The organism is Microbacterium sp. LWO14-1.2, from assembly GCF_038397715.1.
GTDB lineage: Bacteria > Actinomycetota > Actinomycetes > Actinomycetales > Microbacteriaceae > Microbacterium.
The window spans coordinates 2,463,010-2,481,256 of the sequence record NZ_CP151633.1; the positions used below are offsets into that span (position 1 = coordinate 2,463,010).

17 protein-coding genes are annotated in these 18,247 nt (G+C 68.8%); 9 read left to right on the forward strand and 8 right to left on the reverse strand.

What is annotated here, in order from left to right; genetic code table 11:
- Positions 1–121 precede the first annotated feature (121 nt).
- Positions 122–412 (forward strand): MerR family transcriptional regulator, encoded by a 291-nt coding sequence (locus MRBLWO14_RS11780; RefSeq protein ID WP_341933349.1) that lies wholly within the window; start codon positions 122–124, stop codon positions 410–412.
- Between the two features lie 41 nt (positions 413–453).
- Positions 454–2,187 carry a sodium:proton antiporter gene (locus tag MRBLWO14_RS11785; RefSeq protein ID WP_341933350.1) on the forward strand — a complete coding sequence of 578 codons (1,734 nt, stop codon included), beginning with the start codon at positions 454–456 and terminating at the stop codon, positions 2,185–2,187.
- 311 nt (positions 2,188–2,498) lie between these two features.
- Here the strand turns inward: MRBLWO14_RS11785 and MRBLWO14_RS11790 are convergent, their stop codons facing one another.
- Both MRBLWO14_RS11790 and MRBLWO14_RS11795 read right to left on the reverse strand, forming a co-directional pair.
- Positions 2,499–3,920, reverse strand: a complete 1,422-nt coding sequence (locus MRBLWO14_RS11790) for a dicarboxylate/amino acid:cation symporter (protein ID WP_341933351.1) — start codon at positions 3,918–3,920, stop codon at positions 2,499–2,501.
- 176 nt (positions 3,921–4,096) lie between these two features.
- On the reverse strand, positions 4,097–4,441 hold the full coding sequence (locus MRBLWO14_RS11795; RefSeq protein ID WP_341933352.1) for a hypothetical protein: 345 nt from the start codon (positions 4,439–4,441) through the stop codon (positions 4,097–4,099).
- A gap of 101 nt (positions 4,442–4,542) precedes the next feature.
- On the opposite strand from MRBLWO14_RS11795, the gene MRBLWO14_RS11800 reads away from it, so the two are divergent.
- Positions 4,543–4,899, forward strand: coding sequence for a YbjQ family protein (locus MRBLWO14_RS11800; RefSeq protein WP_341933353.1), 357 nt, complete (start codon positions 4,543–4,545; stop codon positions 4,897–4,899).
- Positions 4,900–4,902: 3 nt separating this feature from the next.
- Here MRBLWO14_RS11800 and MRBLWO14_RS11805 read toward each other — a convergent pair whose 3' ends face one another.
- The 5 genes from MRBLWO14_RS11805 to MRBLWO14_RS11825 form a co-directional block, all read right to left on the reverse strand.
- Positions 4,903–5,337, reverse strand: a complete 435-nt coding sequence (locus tag MRBLWO14_RS11805; RefSeq protein ID WP_341933354.1) for a TA system VapC family ribonuclease toxin — start codon at positions 5,335–5,337, stop codon at positions 4,903–4,905.
- On the reverse strand, positions 5,334–5,579 hold the full coding sequence (locus MRBLWO14_RS11810) for a type II toxin-antitoxin system VapB family antitoxin (protein WP_341933355.1): 246 nt from the start codon (positions 5,577–5,579) through the stop codon (positions 5,334–5,336). The genes MRBLWO14_RS11805 and MRBLWO14_RS11810 overlap by 4 nt, the downstream gene beginning before the upstream one ends.
- Positions 5,580–5,656: 77 nt before the next feature.
- Entirely contained in the window at positions 5,657–5,887 is a 231-nt protein-coding gene (locus tag MRBLWO14_RS11815; protein ID WP_341933356.1) for a helix-turn-helix transcriptional regulator, read from the reverse strand.
- Positions 5,884–6,657: a hypothetical protein gene (locus MRBLWO14_RS11820; protein ID WP_341933357.1), complete on the reverse strand. Its 774-nt coding sequence runs from the start codon at positions 6,655–6,657 to the stop codon at positions 5,884–5,886. The genes MRBLWO14_RS11815 and MRBLWO14_RS11820 overlap by 4 nt, the downstream gene beginning before the upstream one ends.
- Positions 6,657–7,274, reverse strand: coding sequence for a hypothetical protein (locus MRBLWO14_RS11825; protein WP_341933358.1), 618 nt, complete (start codon positions 7,272–7,274; stop codon positions 6,657–6,659). The genes MRBLWO14_RS11820 and MRBLWO14_RS11825 overlap by 1 nt, the downstream gene beginning before the upstream one ends.
- Before the next feature lie 227 nt (positions 7,275–7,501).
- On the opposite strand from MRBLWO14_RS11825, the gene MRBLWO14_RS11830 reads away from it, so the two are divergent.
- The 5 genes from MRBLWO14_RS11830 (at position 7,502) to MRBLWO14_RS11850 (ending at position 16,046) form a co-directional block, all read left to right on the forward strand.
- Positions 7,502–10,030 (forward strand): ATP-dependent Clp protease ATP-binding subunit, encoded by a 2,529-nt coding sequence (locus MRBLWO14_RS11830; protein WP_341933359.1) that lies wholly within the window; start codon positions 7,502–7,504, stop codon positions 10,028–10,030.
- Positions 10,031–10,128: 98 nt separating this feature from the next.
- Positions 10,129–10,629, forward strand: a complete 501-nt coding sequence (locus tag MRBLWO14_RS11835) for an amino-acid N-acetyltransferase (RefSeq protein WP_341933360.1) — start codon at positions 10,129–10,131, stop codon at positions 10,627–10,629.
- A gap of 345 nt (positions 10,630–10,974) precedes the next feature.
- Entirely contained in the window at positions 10,975–11,937 is a 963-nt protein-coding gene (locus MRBLWO14_RS11840; RefSeq protein ID WP_341933361.1) for a hypothetical protein, read from the forward strand.
- A 201-nt stretch (positions 11,938–12,138) separates the two neighbouring features.
- On the forward strand, positions 12,139–15,117 hold the full coding sequence (locus MRBLWO14_RS11845) for a DUF5107 domain-containing protein (protein WP_341933362.1): 2,979 nt from the start codon (positions 12,139–12,141) through the stop codon (positions 15,115–15,117).
- Positions 15,114–16,046, forward strand: a complete 933-nt coding sequence (locus MRBLWO14_RS11850) for an aldose 1-epimerase family protein (RefSeq protein ID WP_341933363.1) — start codon at positions 15,114–15,116, stop codon at positions 16,044–16,046. Before MRBLWO14_RS11845 ends, MRBLWO14_RS11850 begins: the two co-directional genes overlap by 4 nt.
- 27 nt (positions 16,047–16,073) lie before the next feature.
- Here MRBLWO14_RS11850 and MRBLWO14_RS11855 read toward each other — a convergent pair whose 3' ends face one another.
- The gene (locus tag MRBLWO14_RS11855) at positions 16,074–16,964 is read right to left on the reverse strand and encodes an AraC family transcriptional regulator (RefSeq protein ID WP_341933364.1); all 891 of its coding nucleotides are present in this window, start codon (positions 16,962–16,964) and stop codon (positions 16,074–16,076) included.
- 244 nt (positions 16,965–17,208) lie between these two features.
- Here MRBLWO14_RS11855 and MRBLWO14_RS11860 point away from each other — a divergent pair, with 244 nt between their 5' ends.
- Positions 17,209–18,246: a substrate-binding domain-containing protein gene (locus tag MRBLWO14_RS11860; RefSeq protein WP_341933365.1), complete on the forward strand. Its 1,038-nt coding sequence runs from the start codon at positions 17,209–17,211 to the stop codon at positions 18,244–18,246.
- The last annotated feature ends 1 nt before the right edge of the window (position 18,247 follow it).

The following is an 18,247-nucleotide window of genomic DNA, read 5'->3' on the forward strand; positions in this document are numbered from 1 at the left end:
TTCTCCTTTCGTGCGGCCCAGAGGGCGATGAGTCGATGCAGGTAATCTGCATCTTTTGCTGTAGATTTGTTATAGAACACCTGCAGCCCAGTTCGCAAGTCGATCCGAGGGAACTCTCAGAATGGCCCAGCGCGACCCCCGCACACCCCTGTACGGCATCGCCGTCGCCGCGCAGCTCGTCGATCTTCCCGAGGCCACGCTCCGGCTCTTCGAGAGCAAGGGTCTGCTGACTCCCGCCCGCAGCGACGGCGGGACCCGCCGCTACAGCGACGACGACATCGACCGCCTGCGTCGGGCGGCGGAACTGCGCGAGGACGGCCTCAACATCGTCGGCATCGCGCGCGTGCTCGCCCTGCAGGACGAGAACGTCGGATTCCGCGCCGCCCTGCGCGAGGCCGAGACCTCCGACTGAGGAGCGCACGGCCCGCCGAGTCGGCGCAGTACCTTAAGGGCATGGATGCCGAGATCTTCTACGTGCTCGTCGGTGCGGTCGTGGTGGCGGCGATCGCTCGATGGCGGGGGTGGCCTGCGCCGTTGCTGGTGACGGTCGTCGCGCTCGCGGCATCCTTCCTCCCGTTCGTGCCCGACGTCGAGATCGACGGGCACCTGCTGCTGAATCTCGTGCTGCCGCCGCTGCTGTACTCGGCTGCTCTCGACGTGTCGTTCGTGGGGTTCAAGCGCAGCCTCCCGCAGATCCGGCGTCTGGGCGTGAGCCTCGTGCTGCTGACGGCGCTCGCGGTGGGTTTCGTGGCGTGGTGGATCCTTCCGTCGCTCACCCTCCCCGGCGCGCTGCTGCTCGGTGCGATCGTCGCCCCGCCCGATGCCGTGTCCGCCGCGGCGATCGGCCGCAAGCTCGGTCTGCCTCGCCGCATCATGACGGTGCTGTCAGGTGAGAGCCTCATCAACGACGCGACCTCGCTGACGCTGTACCGGGTGTTCGCGGCGATCCTCGCTGGCGCGACACTCACGGTGTGGGACGGCATCTGGCAGTTCCTTCTCGCGGTCGGGGTCGGCGTCGCGGTGGGACTCATGTTCGGCGCGGTGCTGCACCAGCTGCGCATGCGCATCAACGATGCCGTGGTGATCGGCACGTTCGGGCTGCTCGCCCCATTCGGTGCCTACGCGATCGCCGAGCACCTGCTCGGCTCCGGCGTGCTGGCGGTCGTCGCGATGGGACTCTTCGTCGGCTACAACTCGCCGCGCACCGACTACACGACCCGGCAGCAGGAGAAGCCGCTGTGGCTGTCGGCCGACCTGCTGCTCGAGAGCTTCGTGTTCGCGTACATCGGACTGCAGTTCCCGCGGGTGCTGCGCGACCTGGGCGGCGAGGAGGTCGGCCGCATCCTGCTGCTCTCCGGAGCCGTACTGCTCGTGGTGCTCGTCGTGCGCCCGCTGTACGTGTACCCGACGAATGCGTGGGCGAACTTCCAGGACCGCCGACGGCTCGCCCGGTGGGATCGCGCGGTCGAATCGGGGGCGTTCGACGACAGGCGCCGGGAGTCGAAGCGCTGGCGCGAGTACGACCCCGAGGAGATGCGGTCGAAGATCGTGCGCGACCGCATGGCCGGGCTGCAGCTCACCTGGAAGGACAACGCCATCATCTCGTGGGCCGGCATGCGCGGCGTCGTCACCCTGGCGACCGCGCTCGCCGCGGCCGACCTCGCGACGCTCGGCACCGAGCCCTCGCACGCGATCGTCGTCGTGGCGTTCATCGTGACGGTCGGCACGCTGCTGCTGCAGGGGCTGACGCTGCCGGTGCTGATCCGCGGACTCGGCATCGCGAGCGACGTCGACGAGCAGGACGATGAGAGGGCGCTCGAGGCCGTCAAGGCGAAGAGCCGCGAGGCGGGCAAGAAGTACCTCGCCGAGAAGCGCGCCGAATGGGAGGCCACGCACGGCCACGTCGATCTGGAGATGTTCGACGCCTTCACACGCCGCATGACGCGGGTCGAGCGCGACACCGACGAGGCGCAGGAGGTGGAGGATGCCGTGCAGCGCCGCCCCTCGTTCGACGACCTCGCCGCGCTCTCGCGGGGGTGGCTGCAGGTGCGGCGGGAGATCCTGCTGGAGGAGCGCGACGCCGGCAACCTCGACGAGGAGGTCATGCGCGAGCTGCTCGCCGCGATGGATGCCGAGGAGCTGGCCCTCGACACCCGCGGCGCCACACGGCAGCAGGGTCGCGCCTGACTCAGCCCCGCCGCAGCAGGGTCGCGCCTGACCCCGCCCCGCGGCATCCTCCCCGCCCCGCGTCCCTCCCGCCCGGCCGTCCCGTCCCGCGGCATCCTCCCCGCCGAGACCCACCACGAGCGTCGAAACCCACCACGCGAGACGTCGCCCGGGGTGGGTTTCGACGCGGGTGATGGGTTTCGGCGCCAGGGACGGGGAGGGACGGGGAGGGACGGGGAGGGACCGGGCACCAGGGCGGGCGCGAGACAAGGGGCGCACGCAGAAGCGCCCCGCCCGGGAGGGGCGAGGCGCTTCGAGCAGCGGACCGCGGGTCAGCGGGCTCCGGCGGGCGCGGTGGTGGATGCCGCGGCATCCGCCTCGTCCGCGTCGTCGTCGCTGTCGTCGGCGAAGGGAAGGCCCTCGCGCGGCGCGTTGTAGAGCTCCTCGTTCAGGATGCCCTCGCGCTTGGCGACGATCGCCGGGACGAGCGCCTGCCCGGCGACGTTCACCGCGGTGCGGCCCATGTCGAGGATCGGGTCGATCGCGAGCAGCAGGCCGACGCCCTCGAGCGGCAGCCCCAGGGTCGACAGCGTGAGCGTGAGCATGACGGTCGCCCCGGTGGTGCCGGCCGTGGCGGCGGATCCGACGACCGAGACGAGCACGATCAGCAGGTACTGCACGAAGTTCAGCTCGATGCCGAAGAACTGGGCGACGAAGATCGCGGCGATGGCGGGGTAGATCGCGGCGCAGCCGTCCATCTTCGTGGTCGCGCCGAACGGCACGGCGAACGACGCGTACGAGCGGGGCACGCCGAGGTTGCGCTCGGTCACGCGCTCGGTGAGGGGCAGCGTGCCGATCGACGAGCGGCTGACGAAGCCGAGCTGCACGGCGGGCCACACGCCCGAGAAGTACTGCTTGATCGACAGGCCGTGCGTCTTCACGAGCACGGGGTAGACGACGAACAGCACGATCGCGAGGCCGATGTACACGGCGATCGCGAACCAGCCGAGTGCGGCGAGCTTCTCCCAGCCGTACTTGACGACGGCAGCGCCGATGAGGCCGAACGTGCCGATCGGGGCGATGCGGATGATCCACCACAGCACGCGCTGGATGACCTTGAGCAGCGACTCGGTGAACGCGAGGAACGGCTCGGCCTTCTTACCGGCCTTCAGCGCGGCGATGCCCACGGCGACGGCGACGACGATGACCTGCAGGATGTTGAAGTTCACGCTCGAGGTGAAGGTGCCGTCGGTGGCGCCCGGGTTCGTGCTCACGCCGATCCCGAGGAAGTTCTGCGGGATCAGACCGAGCAGGAAGTTCCACCAGGTGCCGACCGTGTACGGGTCGCTGGGCTCGAGTCCGTCGCCGGCGCGCGAGCCGGGCTGGATGACGAGGCCGAGGACGATGCCGATGGTCACCGCGATGAAGGCGGTGATCGCGAACCAGAGCAGGGTCTGTCCGGCGAGGCGGGCGGCGTTCTGCACGCGACGCAGGTTCGAGATGCTGGCGACGATCGCGGTGAAGATGAGCGGCACGACGGCGGCGCGCAGCAGCGTCACGTACGAGCTGCCGATCGTGTCGAGCGTGGCGGAGAGGCCGTTCGGCTCGGTGGCGGTCGCGCCGAGCTGGCGGGCGATGAGGCCCGCGGCGATGCCGAGGACGAGGGCGGCGAGGATCTGGAAGCCGAACGAGGTCAGCAGCTTCCGGACCGGCCCGCGAGTGTCGGGCGCTTTGGTGCGCGCAGTGGTGCTCATGGGGTGGGGAACTCCAGGATCGATGCGCGCCTGGGGTGCGCGCGAGAAACAGAACGATGCGCGCGAATGCACGCCATATCGCTCAACGCTAGGAGTGCGCTGACATTCCCCGGGCCGATATGACGAAGGATGACGGATGCCGAGCATCCGTCATCCTTCGAGGAGAACTCGCGGGGTCAGGCCGCGCACTCCTGGATGTTGTCGGTGAGGATCTTCGTGGTCAGATCCTTGTCCTCCTCGCTGGACTGCTTGTCCTCGCCGTTGGCGATGTAGTTCAGGGTCTCGTTGCTCAGGTCGGAGTCGACGAGCTTCTCGGCGAAGCACTGCGCGACGTCATCCGTCATCGCGTCGCCCATGCCCATGTCGGTGTAGACCTTCTGGATGCCGTCGGCGACGTCGTCAGCGGACGGGCGGGAGGGGCCGCCGCAGGCGGCGAGCGAGAAGGCGAGTGCCGCGACGGGCAGGGCCATGAGGAGGCGGGTGGCGGGGCGCAGGTTCCGGTCGTTGAGCTTCATGCTCATCAGAATATTGGCGCACAGCGAATTCATAGAGGGGGTTGCATGGGGAGAAATCACCACGCCATGATCTGTTCCCGCACTTCGCGCTCTGTCACCATGGCGTCATGTTCATGGTGACGACGAACGACATCCCCGGCTACCGCATCACCCAGGTGCTCGGCGAGGTCATGGGCCTCACGGTGCGCTCGACCGACTTCGGGCAGGGGTTCGCCGCGGGGTTCCGCTCCCTCGGCGGCGGCGAGATCCCCGAGTACACACAGGTCATGTACGAGGCCCGCCAGGTGGTGATGGGGCGCATGTGGACCGAGGCGCAGCAGCGCGGCGGCAACGCGATCGTCGCCATGCGGTTCGACGCGGGATCGATCGCGAACTTCACCGAGATCTGCGCCTACGGCACCGCCGTCGTCGTCGAACCCCTCACGCCGCCCGCGCCCCAGCCTCCGCAGCCGCCCGTCGCCTGAACCTCAGGCGACGGTCGCCGGATCGAACCACTTCAGCTGCGGGAAGCGCCCGAAACCGCGATCCCGGGTCGCGAGGCGGGCGCCGTTCGCGAGACAAAGCGCGGCGATGTACGCATCGGGGACGAGGTTGCCGCGGATGCCGGCATCCGTCGAAGTCAACGCATCGAGCCGCTCCCACGCCGGCGCTCCGGCAGTGAGCCACTGCGTGCGGGGACCTGCGATCAGGCTGCGGGTGAATGCCATCGCCGCCGCGATGGGCGCGGGTGACGTGGTGATGCGCGGATGGGTCACGATCCGGAAGAATCCGCTGAGGATCGTGTCGGAGACGCCGAGAGGCTCCCGCGCCAGTGTCTCGTTGAGCCATGGCGCGTAGATGTGATGCTCGTCCGCATCCGCGCGGAACGCGTAGACGAGGATGTTCACGTCGGGAACGATCACCGGCCCTGACCCTCGTCGAGCGCCTCCCACAGGGCATCGCGGTCATCGATGTCGACGAGGAAACGCGAGGTGCTCGGGTCGCCGAAGGTCGGAAGCGGCTGAGCTGCTGCGGGCGTCTCACTTCGCGCGAGACGATCTCGCAGCGCCTCCTCGATCAAGCTGGTGAGGGTTCGTCCCTCGCTCGCCGCGCGACGTTTCGCCTCCGCCGCGAGGGCCTCAGACAGGTTCAACGTGGTCCGCATGCAGACCAGCATACGCCCTACCGCAGACATCTGCCTGGACCGACTTCTCGGATCGACATTCGCACAGCACTCGAGTCTCAGGCCAGCACGAGCAGGTCTCCGACCTCGCACTGCAGCGCGTCGCAGATCGCCCGCAGCGTCGAGTAGCGGATCGCCCTGGCCCTGTCGTTCTTCAGCACCGACAGGTTCACGATGCTCACGCCCACGCGTGTGCTCAGTTCGGTCAGTGTCATGCCGCGCTCGGCCAGCAGCTCGTCGAGACGGCAGTGGATGCCGGTGAGCTCGTCGTCGTTCTCGGCCGGGCTCATACGAGGCCCCGGGTGTCGTCGGCGAGCGTCTCGTTCTCGCGCCGCAGCGCATCGCGTTCCTGCTGCACCTTCATCCCCTGCCGGAAGACGCCGGCGAGAGCGGCGAGGAGGAGCGCTCCGTAGAACGGCAGGGGCGTCACGGTGACCTGATATCCCCACGGGTACCACTCGCTGTCGGTGGGGAGCGCCTCGCGCAATCCCGCCGTGGCGGCGATGCCGCTGAGCAGGTCGGATGCGATGCCGAAGACGAGCATCGCGATGGCTCCGCCGACGAGGGCACGTGTGAGGGTCCGAGTGAATGCACGTCCGCGCAGTGTGTTGAAGCAGATGACGGCCAGCACGACGACCGGCGTCGTCTCGAAGACGAGGCCCGTGACGTGCGAGGTGGCGGCGAGCAGGCGCAGTCCGAGCGAGGCGTGGCCCACGACGAACGAGGTCAGCGACTCCGAACCGCACGTGAGCATGGTCGTCGCGGCATCGCCGTACACCGAGCAGGGGATGCCGTCGGGCCAGTCCAGGTACACGGTGGTCGCGCCGTCGAGTTCGGCCCAGTCGACGGTGAAGGCCTTCACGACGTACACGACCGCCCCCACGACGGATCCGAGCGCCCACACGCTGGTCAGGACGAGCGTGGCGTCGAGTGCGATGGTCGTGCTGCCCCGGCGGCGCCCGATCCACACCACGAGCAGGATCACGACGGCGAAGACCGCGAGAGCGATCGCGATGTTGGCGAGCGCCGGCCAGACGGTCTCCGAAGTGAAGGTGAACATCAGACGAGTCCCTCCGTGTCCTTCTGCAGGCGGTCGCCGATGGAGAAGACCGTGGTGATGAGTGCCACGACGAACGCGGCGAGGATGAACGTGAACGGCTCGACCGTGAGGACGGCGTTGTCGATGCCGTTGTCGGTGAGGCGCGCCACGGTGGCGTTCGCGAGCATGTTGTCGAAGAAGCGCACCCCCGAGAAGCCGAGGAGCCCGGTGATGCCGGCGGTCGCGACGAGCGCCGTGCGCCCCCGGCCGAAGATCCTCCCGCCGATGGTGCTGCGGGCGAGCAGGATCAGGCATGCGATCACGACGACCACGGCGATGATCTGCACGACCTGCGCGATGATGCCTGGCACGACGGCGACGAGGGGGAGCTGCGGTGCGATGATCGTGCCGCTGTCGAGGCCGACCGCGATGGTTCCGCCGGTCGACAGGGGGAGGTCGACGCTGTCGCCGCGGAATTCGACCGGCACCGGGACGTCCGTCCCGCGGGCCAGCTCGACGATCCGGATGATCGAGAACACGGTGAAGTAGATCGCGATGACGGCGCCGGCGACGCAGAATCCGACGAGGGATGCGACGTCGCCGCGACTCAGCGCGCGGTCGTTCTTCGTGGAGGACATGGTCCGCTCCTTATCGACTATCGTTGTTACCGACAATCGTTAACATATCGACTTTCGATATGCGCGTCAACAGTGGCTCCGGCATCCGCTCGTCATCCGGCGACCCGGCGATATGCCGACGGCGAACACGGGCATACTGCCTGCGCGCGGTGGTTACTCTCGATGTACAGGCGCGGAGACCGTCGAGGGATCCTCGCTTCGCCCCAGTGCGAATAAGGAGTCACAGCATGTTCGAGAGATTCACCGACCGAGCCCGTCGTGTGGTCGTCCTCGCCCAAGAAGAGGCGAAGATGCTCAACCACAACTACATCGGCACCGAGCACATCCTGCTCGGTCTCATCCACGAGGGCGAGGGCGTCGCCGCCAAGGCGCTCGAGAGTCTCGGCATCTCCCTTGACGCCGTCCGCGAGCAGGTTCAGGACATCATCGGCCAGGGTCAGCAGCAGCCGACCGGCCACATCCCGTTCACGCCGCGCGCCAAGAAGGTGCTCGAGCTCAGCCTCCGTGAGGCGCTTCAGCTCGGCCACAACTACATCGGCACCGAGCACATCCTGCTCGGTCTCATCCGCGAGGGCGAGGGCGTCGCCGCACAGGTGCTCGTCAAGCTCGGCGCGGACCTCAACAAGGTGCGCCAGCAGGTCATCCAGCTCCTGTCGGGTGCGCCCGGCCGCGAGCCGGCATCCGTCGGCGCTCAGTCCAACGACACCCCCTCGGGTGCGCAGGGCGGGTCGCAGGTGCTCGACCAGTTCGGTCGCAACCTCACCCAGGCCGCCCGCGACAACAAGCTCGACCCGGTCATCGGGCGCGAGAAGGAGATCGAGCGGGTCATGCAGATCCTCTCCCGCCGCTCCAAGAACAACCCCGTGCTGATCGGCGAGCCCGGCGTCGGCAAGACCGCCGTCGTCGAGGGCCTCGCCCAGGCGATCGTCAAGGGCGATGTCCCCGAGACGCTGAAGGACAAGCAGCTCTACTCGCTCGACCTCGGCTCGCTCATCGCCGGGTCCCGTTACCGCGGTGACTTCGAGGAGCGCCTGAAGAAGGTCACCAAGGAGATCCGCACGCGCGGCGACATCATCGTCTTCATCGACGAGATCCACACCCTCGTGGGTGCGGGTGCCGCCGAGGGCGCGATCGACGCGGCCAGCATCCTCAAGCCGCTCCTCGCGCGCGGCGAACTGCAGACCATCGGCGCCACCACGCTCGACGAGTACCGCAAGCACTTCGAGAAGGATGCCGCGCTCGAGCGCCGCTTCCAGCCCATCCAGGTGAATGAGCCGAGCCTGCCTCACGCGATCAACATCCTGAAGGGGCTGCGCGACCGCTACGAGGCGCACCACAAGGTGCAGATCACCGACGGCGCTATCGTCGCGGCGGCGAACCTCGCCGACCGCTACGTGTCTGACCGCTTCCTGCCCGACAAGGCCATCGACCTGATCGACGAGGCCGGCGCCCGCCTGCGCCTGTCGATCCTGTCGAGCCCGCCCGAGCTGCGCGAATTCGACGAGAAGATCGCCAAGGTCCGCGAGCAGAAGGAGATCGCCTCCGAGGAGCAGGACTTCGAGAAGGCCGCATCGCTGCGCGACGAGGAGAAGAGCCTCCTCGCCGAGCGCCTGCGCCTCGAGAAGCAGTGGCGTTCGGGTGACGTCGCGACCCAGGCGGTCGTCGACGAGGGCCTGATCGCCGAGGTGCTCGCCCAGGCCACCGGCATCCCCGTGTTCAAGCTGACCGAGGAGGAGTCCTCCAGGCTCGTCTTCATGGAGAAGGCGCTGCACCAGCGCGTCATCGGTCAGGAGGAGGCCATCGCGGCTCTCTCCAAGACCATCCGTCGTCAGCGCGCCGGACTCAAGGACCCGAAGCGCCCCTCCGGCTCGTTCATCTTCGCCGGCCCGACCGGTGTCGGAAAGACCGAGCTCGCCAAGGCGCTCGCGGAGTTCCTGTTCGACGACGAGGCCGCACTCATCTCGCTCGACATGAGCGAGTTCGGTGAGAAGCACACGGTCTCCCGTCTGTTCGGTGCCCCTCCCGGGTTCGTCGGCTTCGAAGAGGGCGGTCAGCTCACGGAGAAGGTGCGCCGCAAGCCGTTCAGCGTCGTGCTCTTCGATGAGATCGAGAAGGCGCACCCGGACATCTTCAACTCGCTCCTGCAGATCCTGGAAGAGGGTCGTCTGACCGACGGTCAGGGTCGCGTGATCGACTTCAAGAACACCGTCATCATCATGACCACCAACCTCGGTGCTCGTGACATCGCCGGTGGCCCTGTGGGCTTCCAGATCGAGGGCAGCAACGCCACGACCTACGAGCGGATGAAGGGCAAGGTCAACGAGGAGCTGAAGCGCAACTTCAAGCCCGAGTTCCTGAACCGTGTCGACGACATCATCGTGTTCCCGCAGCTGAACAAGGAGGAGCTCGTGCAGATCGTCGATCTGTTCACCAAGCGCCTCGGCGAGCGTCTGCTGGACCGCGACATGACGATCGAGCTCTCGCTGGCCGCCAAGGAGCGCCTCATCGAGATCGGGTTCGACCCGGCTCTCGGCGCCCGTCCGCTGCGTCGCGCGATGCAGCACGAGGTCGAGGACCGTCTGTCGGAGAAGATCCTGCACGGCGAGCTCAACCCCGGCGACCACGTCAAGGTCGATGCGAAGGACGGCGAGTTCCTGTTCGAGCACGGCCCGCGCGGCGAGAAGGTCGCGGTCGGCGTGAACACCGGCGGCGAGATCTCGGCGACGCCGGACCTCGCGATCACCGGCAACGACTGATCACCCACACACGAGGGGCGGATGCTGCGGCATCCGCCCCTCGTGCGTACCCGGGGTTTTCCCGGCGGGCGGCGGACCTTCGGTTCTAGGCTGGACGGGTGAGTGAGTACATCGTCCGGCCGGCGCGCAGCGCCGACATCCTCGGCATCCGCGACCTCCTGCAGCCGATGGTCGAGCAGCGGATCCTGCTCGGCAAGGACCTCGCGGTGCTCTACGGCGCCGTGCAGGAGTTCGTCGTCGCCGAGGCCGACGGCGAGCTCATCGCCTGCGGCGCGCTGCACGTGTTCTGGGAGGACCTGGGCGAGGTGCGCACCCTCATGGTGCGCGCCGACTGGCTGCACCACGGAGTCGGTCGCGCGATCGTCGACCGTCTCGAAGAGCAGGCTCGGGAGCTCGGACTCAGTCGCCTGTTCTGCCTCACGTTCGAGGTGGACTTCTTCGGGCGCCGTGGCTACACCCCGATCGGAGAGCAGGTCGTCGACTCCGACGTCTACTCCCAGCTGCTGCGGAGCGGTGACGCGGGTGTCGAGGAGTTCCTCGATCTCGCGCACGTGAAGCCGAACACGCTCGGCAACACGCGGATGCTCAAGCGGCTCTAGCCTCACCTCTGAGGCGGGGCGATCCATCGGATCGCGCAGGGCGATTGCCGCCTCCGAGGATCGCCATGCGACTTGATCCAAGGCGCAAGCCAGTGCCGCCGCCGATCTTTACGGGAATCGCAGTGAGATCAAAATTCCCATATTCCGGAACCCGATTTGCAATCCGCACGGTCGGGGCTATTCGACCTCGCTCCTGACGCGTACCTTGACTTCATCCCTCGGTACCGAGGGCCGGCGTCATCTCTTGCGTCGCACTGCAAGAGAAATAACGCCGAAGCTGGCGAGAATGATGAGGGTCATCCACATTATCTCCACGGCATCATCGTACGCAATCGAGGAGAAAAGATGGCCCCCAAACTCCGCGCAGCCATTTCCATCGCTGCGGTAGTCACCTTGTCGTTGACTGGTTCGCTCACGGCCGTCGTGGATGAGAGCACCGCTGAGCCGAGTATCGAGCAATTGCTCGCGGGAGCACCCGGTGCGGACCGCGTGCTCGAGAGTCACGCGCTGGTTCCCGACCTCAGCGTGTCGGTATCGCGAGACGCGAATGCTGAGAGCATCGAATTCGAGGATGCTGATGGAAACGCCATGTCGATAGGTATGCCCAGTAACGCAGAATTCACGGATGATACCTCGCAGACGCTGGGAGATGAACCCTTGGTGACGACGCAATATACCCAGCCCCGCGCAGAGTCCGATAGCGGCGGCGCGATCTCTGCGCGGGCAGTCGTCGTAATTCCAGATGAGGAGGCGCCGTCGTCCTACGACTTTGCGATCGAGGTCCCTCCCGGCGTAGCCGCGGAGCCTCGGGCGGACGGAGGTATCAATCTCGTTGCGCCCGGGCCGGAAGAGGCTCAGACGGACGATGTAGAAGTCGAGATGGTCATTGCCCAGATCGAGCCAGCCTGGGCAGTGGATGCGAACGGCGTGTCGATTCCGACCTCATACCATCTGAATGGCTCAACCCTGACGCAGTCGATCGACTTCGACGCGGTGACGGCATTTCCGGTGGTGGCGGATCCCGAAGTGAAGTGGATGGGTTATTTCATTCGCCTGACGTATTCAAAGGCTGAGACCCGGGGGATGCGCGATCAGGGAGTGATCATTGCGGGCGTTGTCGGCTTGGGGGCGGCCATCGCCGCGGCGGCCGGTCCTGCGGCTCCGGCCATCGTGGCCGCGGTGTACGCCGCCTCTGCGGCGGCGGTCGGCATCATCGCCACGACCGCATCGAACGCCGTCGGCGACGGAAGGTGCCTACAGCTCGACATTCCGTCGATGATCCCCTCGATCGTGAAGTGCAGGAAGTGATCTTCTGACGTTGGTCCCCTGAGGGGCGGCGAGACGGAACGCGTCACCTCTGAGGCGGGGCGATCCATCGGATCGTCCATGTTCTTCCCCGTTCGCACCATGGGGACGCGCTCGCGGCGCGGCTAGCTTCGTGGCAGGACCATGCGTCCTGTCGTCGATGGAGCGATGTCGGCGGCACGCTGCTGCACGGAGGACCCTCAGATGAACGACCGCCGCCCCGACGTCGGATCGACCATGGACCCGCCCACGACGGAGGCGCCGATCGATCACAGGATCGTCCTGCCCGAAGCGACGGGCACCGTGCGTCAGGCTCTCGATCGCGGCGCCGCGGTGGCGTGGAGCGAGCCGCTGCAGATCCGCACCTACGAGGCGGGTGAGCCCAGCATCCATCCCCTCTACCTCGACCAGCGGGTGTACCAGGGGTCGAGCGGCAAGGTCTATCCGATCCCGTTCACCGAGCACATCGCCGACGAGCCGGTCATGCGCGCGTGGCAGGCGATCCACCTCGAGAACGAGTACCTGCGCCTCGTCGTGCTGCCCGAGCTCGGCGGGCGCATCCACATCGGCGTCGACAAGACCACCGGCTACGACTTCTTCTACCGCAACAACGTCATCAAACCCGCGCTCGTCGGCCTCGCCGGCCCGTGGATCAGCGGCGGCGTGGAGTTCAACTGGCCCCAGCACCACAGGCCGGGCACCTACCTGCCCGTCGAGACGTCCATCGAGAGCGCCGACGACGGATCCGTCACCGTCTGGTGCCACGACCACGACCCCTTCACCCGCATGTCGGCGCAGCACGGCATCCGCCTGCGTCCGGGGAGCGCGGTGGTCGAGCTCGTCGTCCGCCTGCACAACCGCACGAGCGAACGGCAGTCGTTCCTCTGGTGGGCGAACGTCGCGGCCCGCGTGCACGACGACTACCAGTCGTTCTTCCCGGAGGACGTGCGGTACGTCGCCGACCATGCGCGGCGTGCGCTCACCGCGTTCCCGCGCGCCGACCGCCCGTACTACGGCGTCGACTACCCGGCGCTCGCCGCCGAGCACGAGGGCGCCGATCGCATCGACTTCTACCGGAACATCCCCGTGCCGACGTCGTACATGATCGTGGATTCGCAGCAGGACTTCTTCGGCGGCTACGACCACGTTGCGGGCGCCGGTTTCGTGCACTGGGCGGAACGCCGTCACGCCCCGGGCAAGAAGCAGTGGACGTGGGGCGATGCGCCGTTCGGCCACGCCTGGGACGCCCAGCTGACGGATGCCGACGGTCCGTACGTCGAGCTCATGGCCGGCGTCTACACCGACAACCAGCCGGACTTCGCCTGGCTGCTGCCCGGCGAGACGAAGGTGTTCTCGCAGTACTGGTATCCGATTCCCGCGATCGGCGCCGCGCACCAGGCGACTCCCGATGCCGCCGTGCACGTCGCGCGGGAGAGCACGGTGTCCGCGCGGTTCGCCGTGACGAGCCCGCGCGTCGGTGCAGTGCTCCGCATCCGAGACGGGGAGCGCGTCATCGCCGAGCGCACGGCCGATCTCGTGCCCGGCGAGCCGCAGACGCTGGACTCGGATGCCGCGCCCACGCCCGATCTGTCGGTCGAGCTCCTCGACGCCGACGGCCGGCTGCTCGTGCGCTGGGAGCCGTCGGACGCCCCGGACGAGGAACCGTGGGTGGCCGAGGAGCCGCCCGGCCCCGACGACATCGACAGTGTCGAGGAGCTGTACCTCACAGGGCTGCACCTCGCCCAGAACCGTCACCCCACCCGCTCGCCGCTGCCGTACTGGCGGGCCGCGCTGCGGATCGACCCCGGTGACGCCCGCACGCATCTCGCCCTCGCCGACCGCGCGTTCAGGGCAGGGCGGTTCGAGGGCGCGCTGGAGCACGCGCGTGCCGCGATCGCCCGGCTGACGCGTCGCAATGCGAACCCGACCGACACCGAGGCCTACTACCTCGCCGGGCTCGCCCTGGCCCGGCTCGGGCGCGAGGACGAGGCCCAGCGGATGTTCGGCAAGGCCGGCTGGGACGGATCCTGGGCAGCCGCCGCCGGCGTCGAGCTCGTGCGGTCGCTGCTGCGCACGGGGCGCGTGCGCGCCGCCCTGCGGGTGCTCGACCAGCTCGACGCCACGGTCGGTCACGACACCCGCCGCACCGCGCTCCGGGTGCTGGCCGTGCGCGCGCACGGCGATGCCGCCGAGGCAGGCGCGATCGCGCGGCGGGCGCTGGCCGTCGATCCGCTCGACGCGACTCTGCGCGTGCTCGCCGGGCGCGACCTCGACGACGACGCCGGACTGCTGCTCGACGTCGCCCTCGACCTGGCGCTCGCCGGTGCCGGCGATGATGCGCTGCGTTTGCTGGATGCGGCCGTCGCAGCTCCCGTGCGTCGGTCGGGCAACGTCCGCCCCGTGGCCGACTACGTCGCGGCGGCGATCCTCGACGACCGCGGCGACCGGGCCGGGGCCGCGCGTCACCGGGCCAGGGCCCGCGCGGCGGATCAGCGCTGGGCCTTCCCGTTCGGCCTCGACGCGCTGCAGGCCCTCGAGCGCGCGATCGCGGCCGACCCGTCCGACGGCGTCGCCCTCTCGCTCCTCGGCATGCTGCTTTATGCGCACGGCCGCCGACGCGACGCGGCCGCGGCGTGGAACAGGGCGATCGACAGCGGACACCGGGATGCCGTGCTGCTGCGCAACGCGGGGCTCGCCGCCTACAACGTCGAGCACGACGCCGACCGGGCGTGGGCGCTGTACGCCGAGGCGGTCGAGCTCGCGCCGCACGACGCGCGGATCCGGTACGAGCAGGACCAGCTCGCGGCGCGCCTCGGTCACGACGCGTCGCGGCGCCTCGCCGCGCTGCGTCCGGTGGAGGAGCTCGTGCTCACGCGCGACGACTTCACGATCGAGTACGCGAGGCTGCTGGTGGCCGAAGGCGATGCAGCGCGCGCCCACCGCATCCTGCTCACCCGTCCTTTCCGACCGTGGGAGGGCGGGGAGGGACAGGCGATCGCGACCTGGGATCTCACGCTCGACGCGCTCGGGATGCCGCGCACCGACCCGCCGGCGTCGCTCGGCGAGGCTCGCGCGGCCTACGTGCCGCCGGTCGCGAAGCGCGACGACGGCGTGACCGACTACTTCGCCACGAGCCTGCCCGAACTGCTGCTGTTCACGCAGGAGGGCGAGGACGAGTCGTGAGCACGCCGCTCTCGGGCGTCCAGGTCGAGCTGCGGTCGGGCCGCTACCGCGCCTCGATCGCCGGCGTCGGGGCGACGGTGCGCGTGCTGCAGTACGACGGCGTCGACCTGATCGTGCCGTTCGCGGCGGGGGAGGTGCGCCCGGCGATGCGCGGTGCGCTGCTCGCGCCGTGGCCGAACCGGATCGCCGACGGCGAGTACGCGTTCGAGGGCGACGTGCACAGGCTCGTGCAGAACGAGCCGGAGACGCGAACCGCTGCGCACGGCCTCGTCGCGTGGACCGACTTCGCGGTGGTCGACTCGGCCGTCGACCGCGCTGTGCTCTCGGCGGTCGTCGCTCCGCAGCCCGGGTATCCGTGGCGAGTGCGGATCGACGTGGAGTTCCGGCTCGGGCCGGACGGTCTCGCGCAGGAGGTCACGGCGACGAACGAGAGCGGCACCGCGGTGCCGGTCGGGCTCGGCGGGCATCCGTACCTCACCGCGGGGACTGCGGGGGCGCGCTCCATCGACGCGCTGACCTTCGAGCTGGATGCCGCGCGAGTGCTGCTCGTGACCGAGGACCGGATGCTGCCCGACCGCCTCGTCGCGCTCGGGGACGACGCGGGAGACCGCGACTTCCGCCGTCCTCGTCGCATCGGCGACGCGGTCGTGAACAACGCGTTCACCGGTCTGGCCCTCCGCGACGGACGCGCTCGCGCGCGCCTCACCGACGACGACGGACGCGGCGCCGAGGTCGAGTGGGACGCGCGGTGCCCGTGGGTGCAGGTCTACACGGCCGACCACGGCGTCGGAGCCGACCACCGGGCCGGCCTCGCGGTCGAACCCACGACCTGCCCGCCCGACGCGTTCCGCTCCGGCCAGGACCTCCTCGTCGTGCCGCCCGGCGGATCGACGGGCGCGGGGTGGGTGATCCGCAGCGTCGGGCGGTGACGCGGCATCCGCCTGCTGCCCTTGAGCTCAGCCCTTGTGCTGAGCGCGGTAGCTCGTCGGGTTCACTCCGTGCAGCCGACGGAAGTGGCGCGAGAAGTACAGCGGATCCGTGTAGCCGACCGCGGTCGCGATCTCGCGCACCGACAGCGAGGTCGTGTCGAGCAGATTGCGCGCATGGGTCATGCGCAGCGACGTGTGGAACGCCGCCGGACCGCTCCCCGTGGCCTGACGGAACAGCGCGCTCAGATGCGACGGCGACATGCCGACGAGTGCCGCGAGCTCCGCGACCTGGATGTTGCCGTCGATGCGCGACTCGAGGTACCGCATCGCCCGCTCCAGCGCGGACCCCTCGCCGGGCAGGATGCTGTCGGCCGCGATGCGGGTGAGCAGGCTCCAGGCGATGCCCGAGGCGACGAGCAGCTGCGGAGGGGACAGGCGCCTCTCGAGCACCGTGACGAGCTCGTCGAACAGGGCGACGACCCGGTCGATCGAGCGCAGCCGCGTGGTGGGGCTCTGTCGGCCGAGGGTCTGCGCGGCGAGCTCCGCGGCATCCGTCCCTCGCACGTGCAGCCACCAGATGCTCCACGGGTCGTCGTCCGACGCCTCGTACGAGTGCGGAGTGCCGGCCGAGATCGCGATCGACGTCGACGGGGTGAGCGCATGCGACTCGCCCGCGATGGTCACGGTGCCGCGCCCGGCCACGCACAGCAGCACGACGGTCTCGGCGGCACCCCGCGGCCGCACCCGTCGGTGACCGCGGGCGCGCGGGAAGTACCCGGCATCCGTGACGAGCAGGCGGCGCGTGCCCGCCGTGTTCAGCGCGCTGTCGACGAGGGGTCTCGGCAGCACGCACAGACGCTGATGCTCGAACCCCTCCATCCGGTAATGCGGGGGAGGGATGATAGGCGTCTCGTCCATGAGCTGTCCTGAGGGTCGGCGGTGACACGGGTCGCCGCAGCGACCGATACTGCCAGGCTAATGCCCCTGGACGATCACGGTACGAGAAGGTCAGTGTGAACGGCGGTGTGGTGGAGTCAGAGGAACGTCCATATGATCCGTTTGATCGTCCTCCACGCGCGCAGGTCGCGCGATGTACGTTCGATCTGTTCCGCACACCTGCCGGTCGTCCTGGCCGGTCACGCACGAAGACGAAGGAGTCTCAATGTTCGCCACCCGCAGCCGCCTCTGGGCGCGGACCGCCGCCGGCGGCGCCGCCGTCCTCGCGCTCGCAGCGCTCACCGCCTGTTCGTCCGGAATGGAGACCGCCGAGCCCGCCGCCGGCGGCGGAGGCACGTCGGACGGCCCGCTCACCATCGCCCTCATCCAGAAGCAGGGCGACCAGCAGTACTTCATCGACGAGGCGAACGGCGCGAAGGAGGCGGCCAAGGAGGACGGCGACGTCACCATCAACGTCGTCGACGTCAGCACCGACTCGAACAAGGCCATCTCCGAGGTCGAGGCCGCGATCGCCCAGGGCGTCGACGGCATCATCATCGTCGTGCCGGACACGCAGATCGGCCCCCAGGTGATCCAGCTCGCCGCCGACGCCGGCATCCCCCTCATGGCCGCCGACGACCCGATCGTCGACGCCAAGGGAGACGCCGCGCCGTTCACCGGCTTCGACGGCACCTCGATGGGCGAGAAGGTCGGCGCGGACGCCGCTCGCCTCTACCAGGAGGCCGGATGGACGGCCGCCGACACCCGCATCCTCTCCGCCTACAAGCAGGACCAGCCGAACTGCGTCGAGCGGGTCGACGGCGCTATCGACGCCTTCTCGAAGGCCGTCTCCGACGGACCGGAGGTCATCGAGGTGGGCACCGACAACTCCGCCACCGACGCGCAGGACAAGGCGGGTGCCGTCATCACCGCCAACTCCGGCGTGAAGCACTGGGTGGTCTGGGGCTGCAACGACGAGAACGAGACCGGCGTCGTGACGGCCCTGCAGAACGCCGGCGTCGCCCCCGCCGACATCGTCGGGGTCGGACTCGGCGCATACCTGACCTGCAAGGACTGGAACGCCGGACAGGAGACGGGCAACAAGTCGGCGCTCTTCATCTCGGGCGTCGAGGTCGGCAAGGCCGCCGTCACCTCCATGGTCGACCTGCTGCGCAACGGCACCGAGCTGCCACCGAAGACCGTCGCGAACACCGAGATCGTCGATGCCTCCAACTGGGAGGAGAAGGGCGTCGTCTGCACCTGAC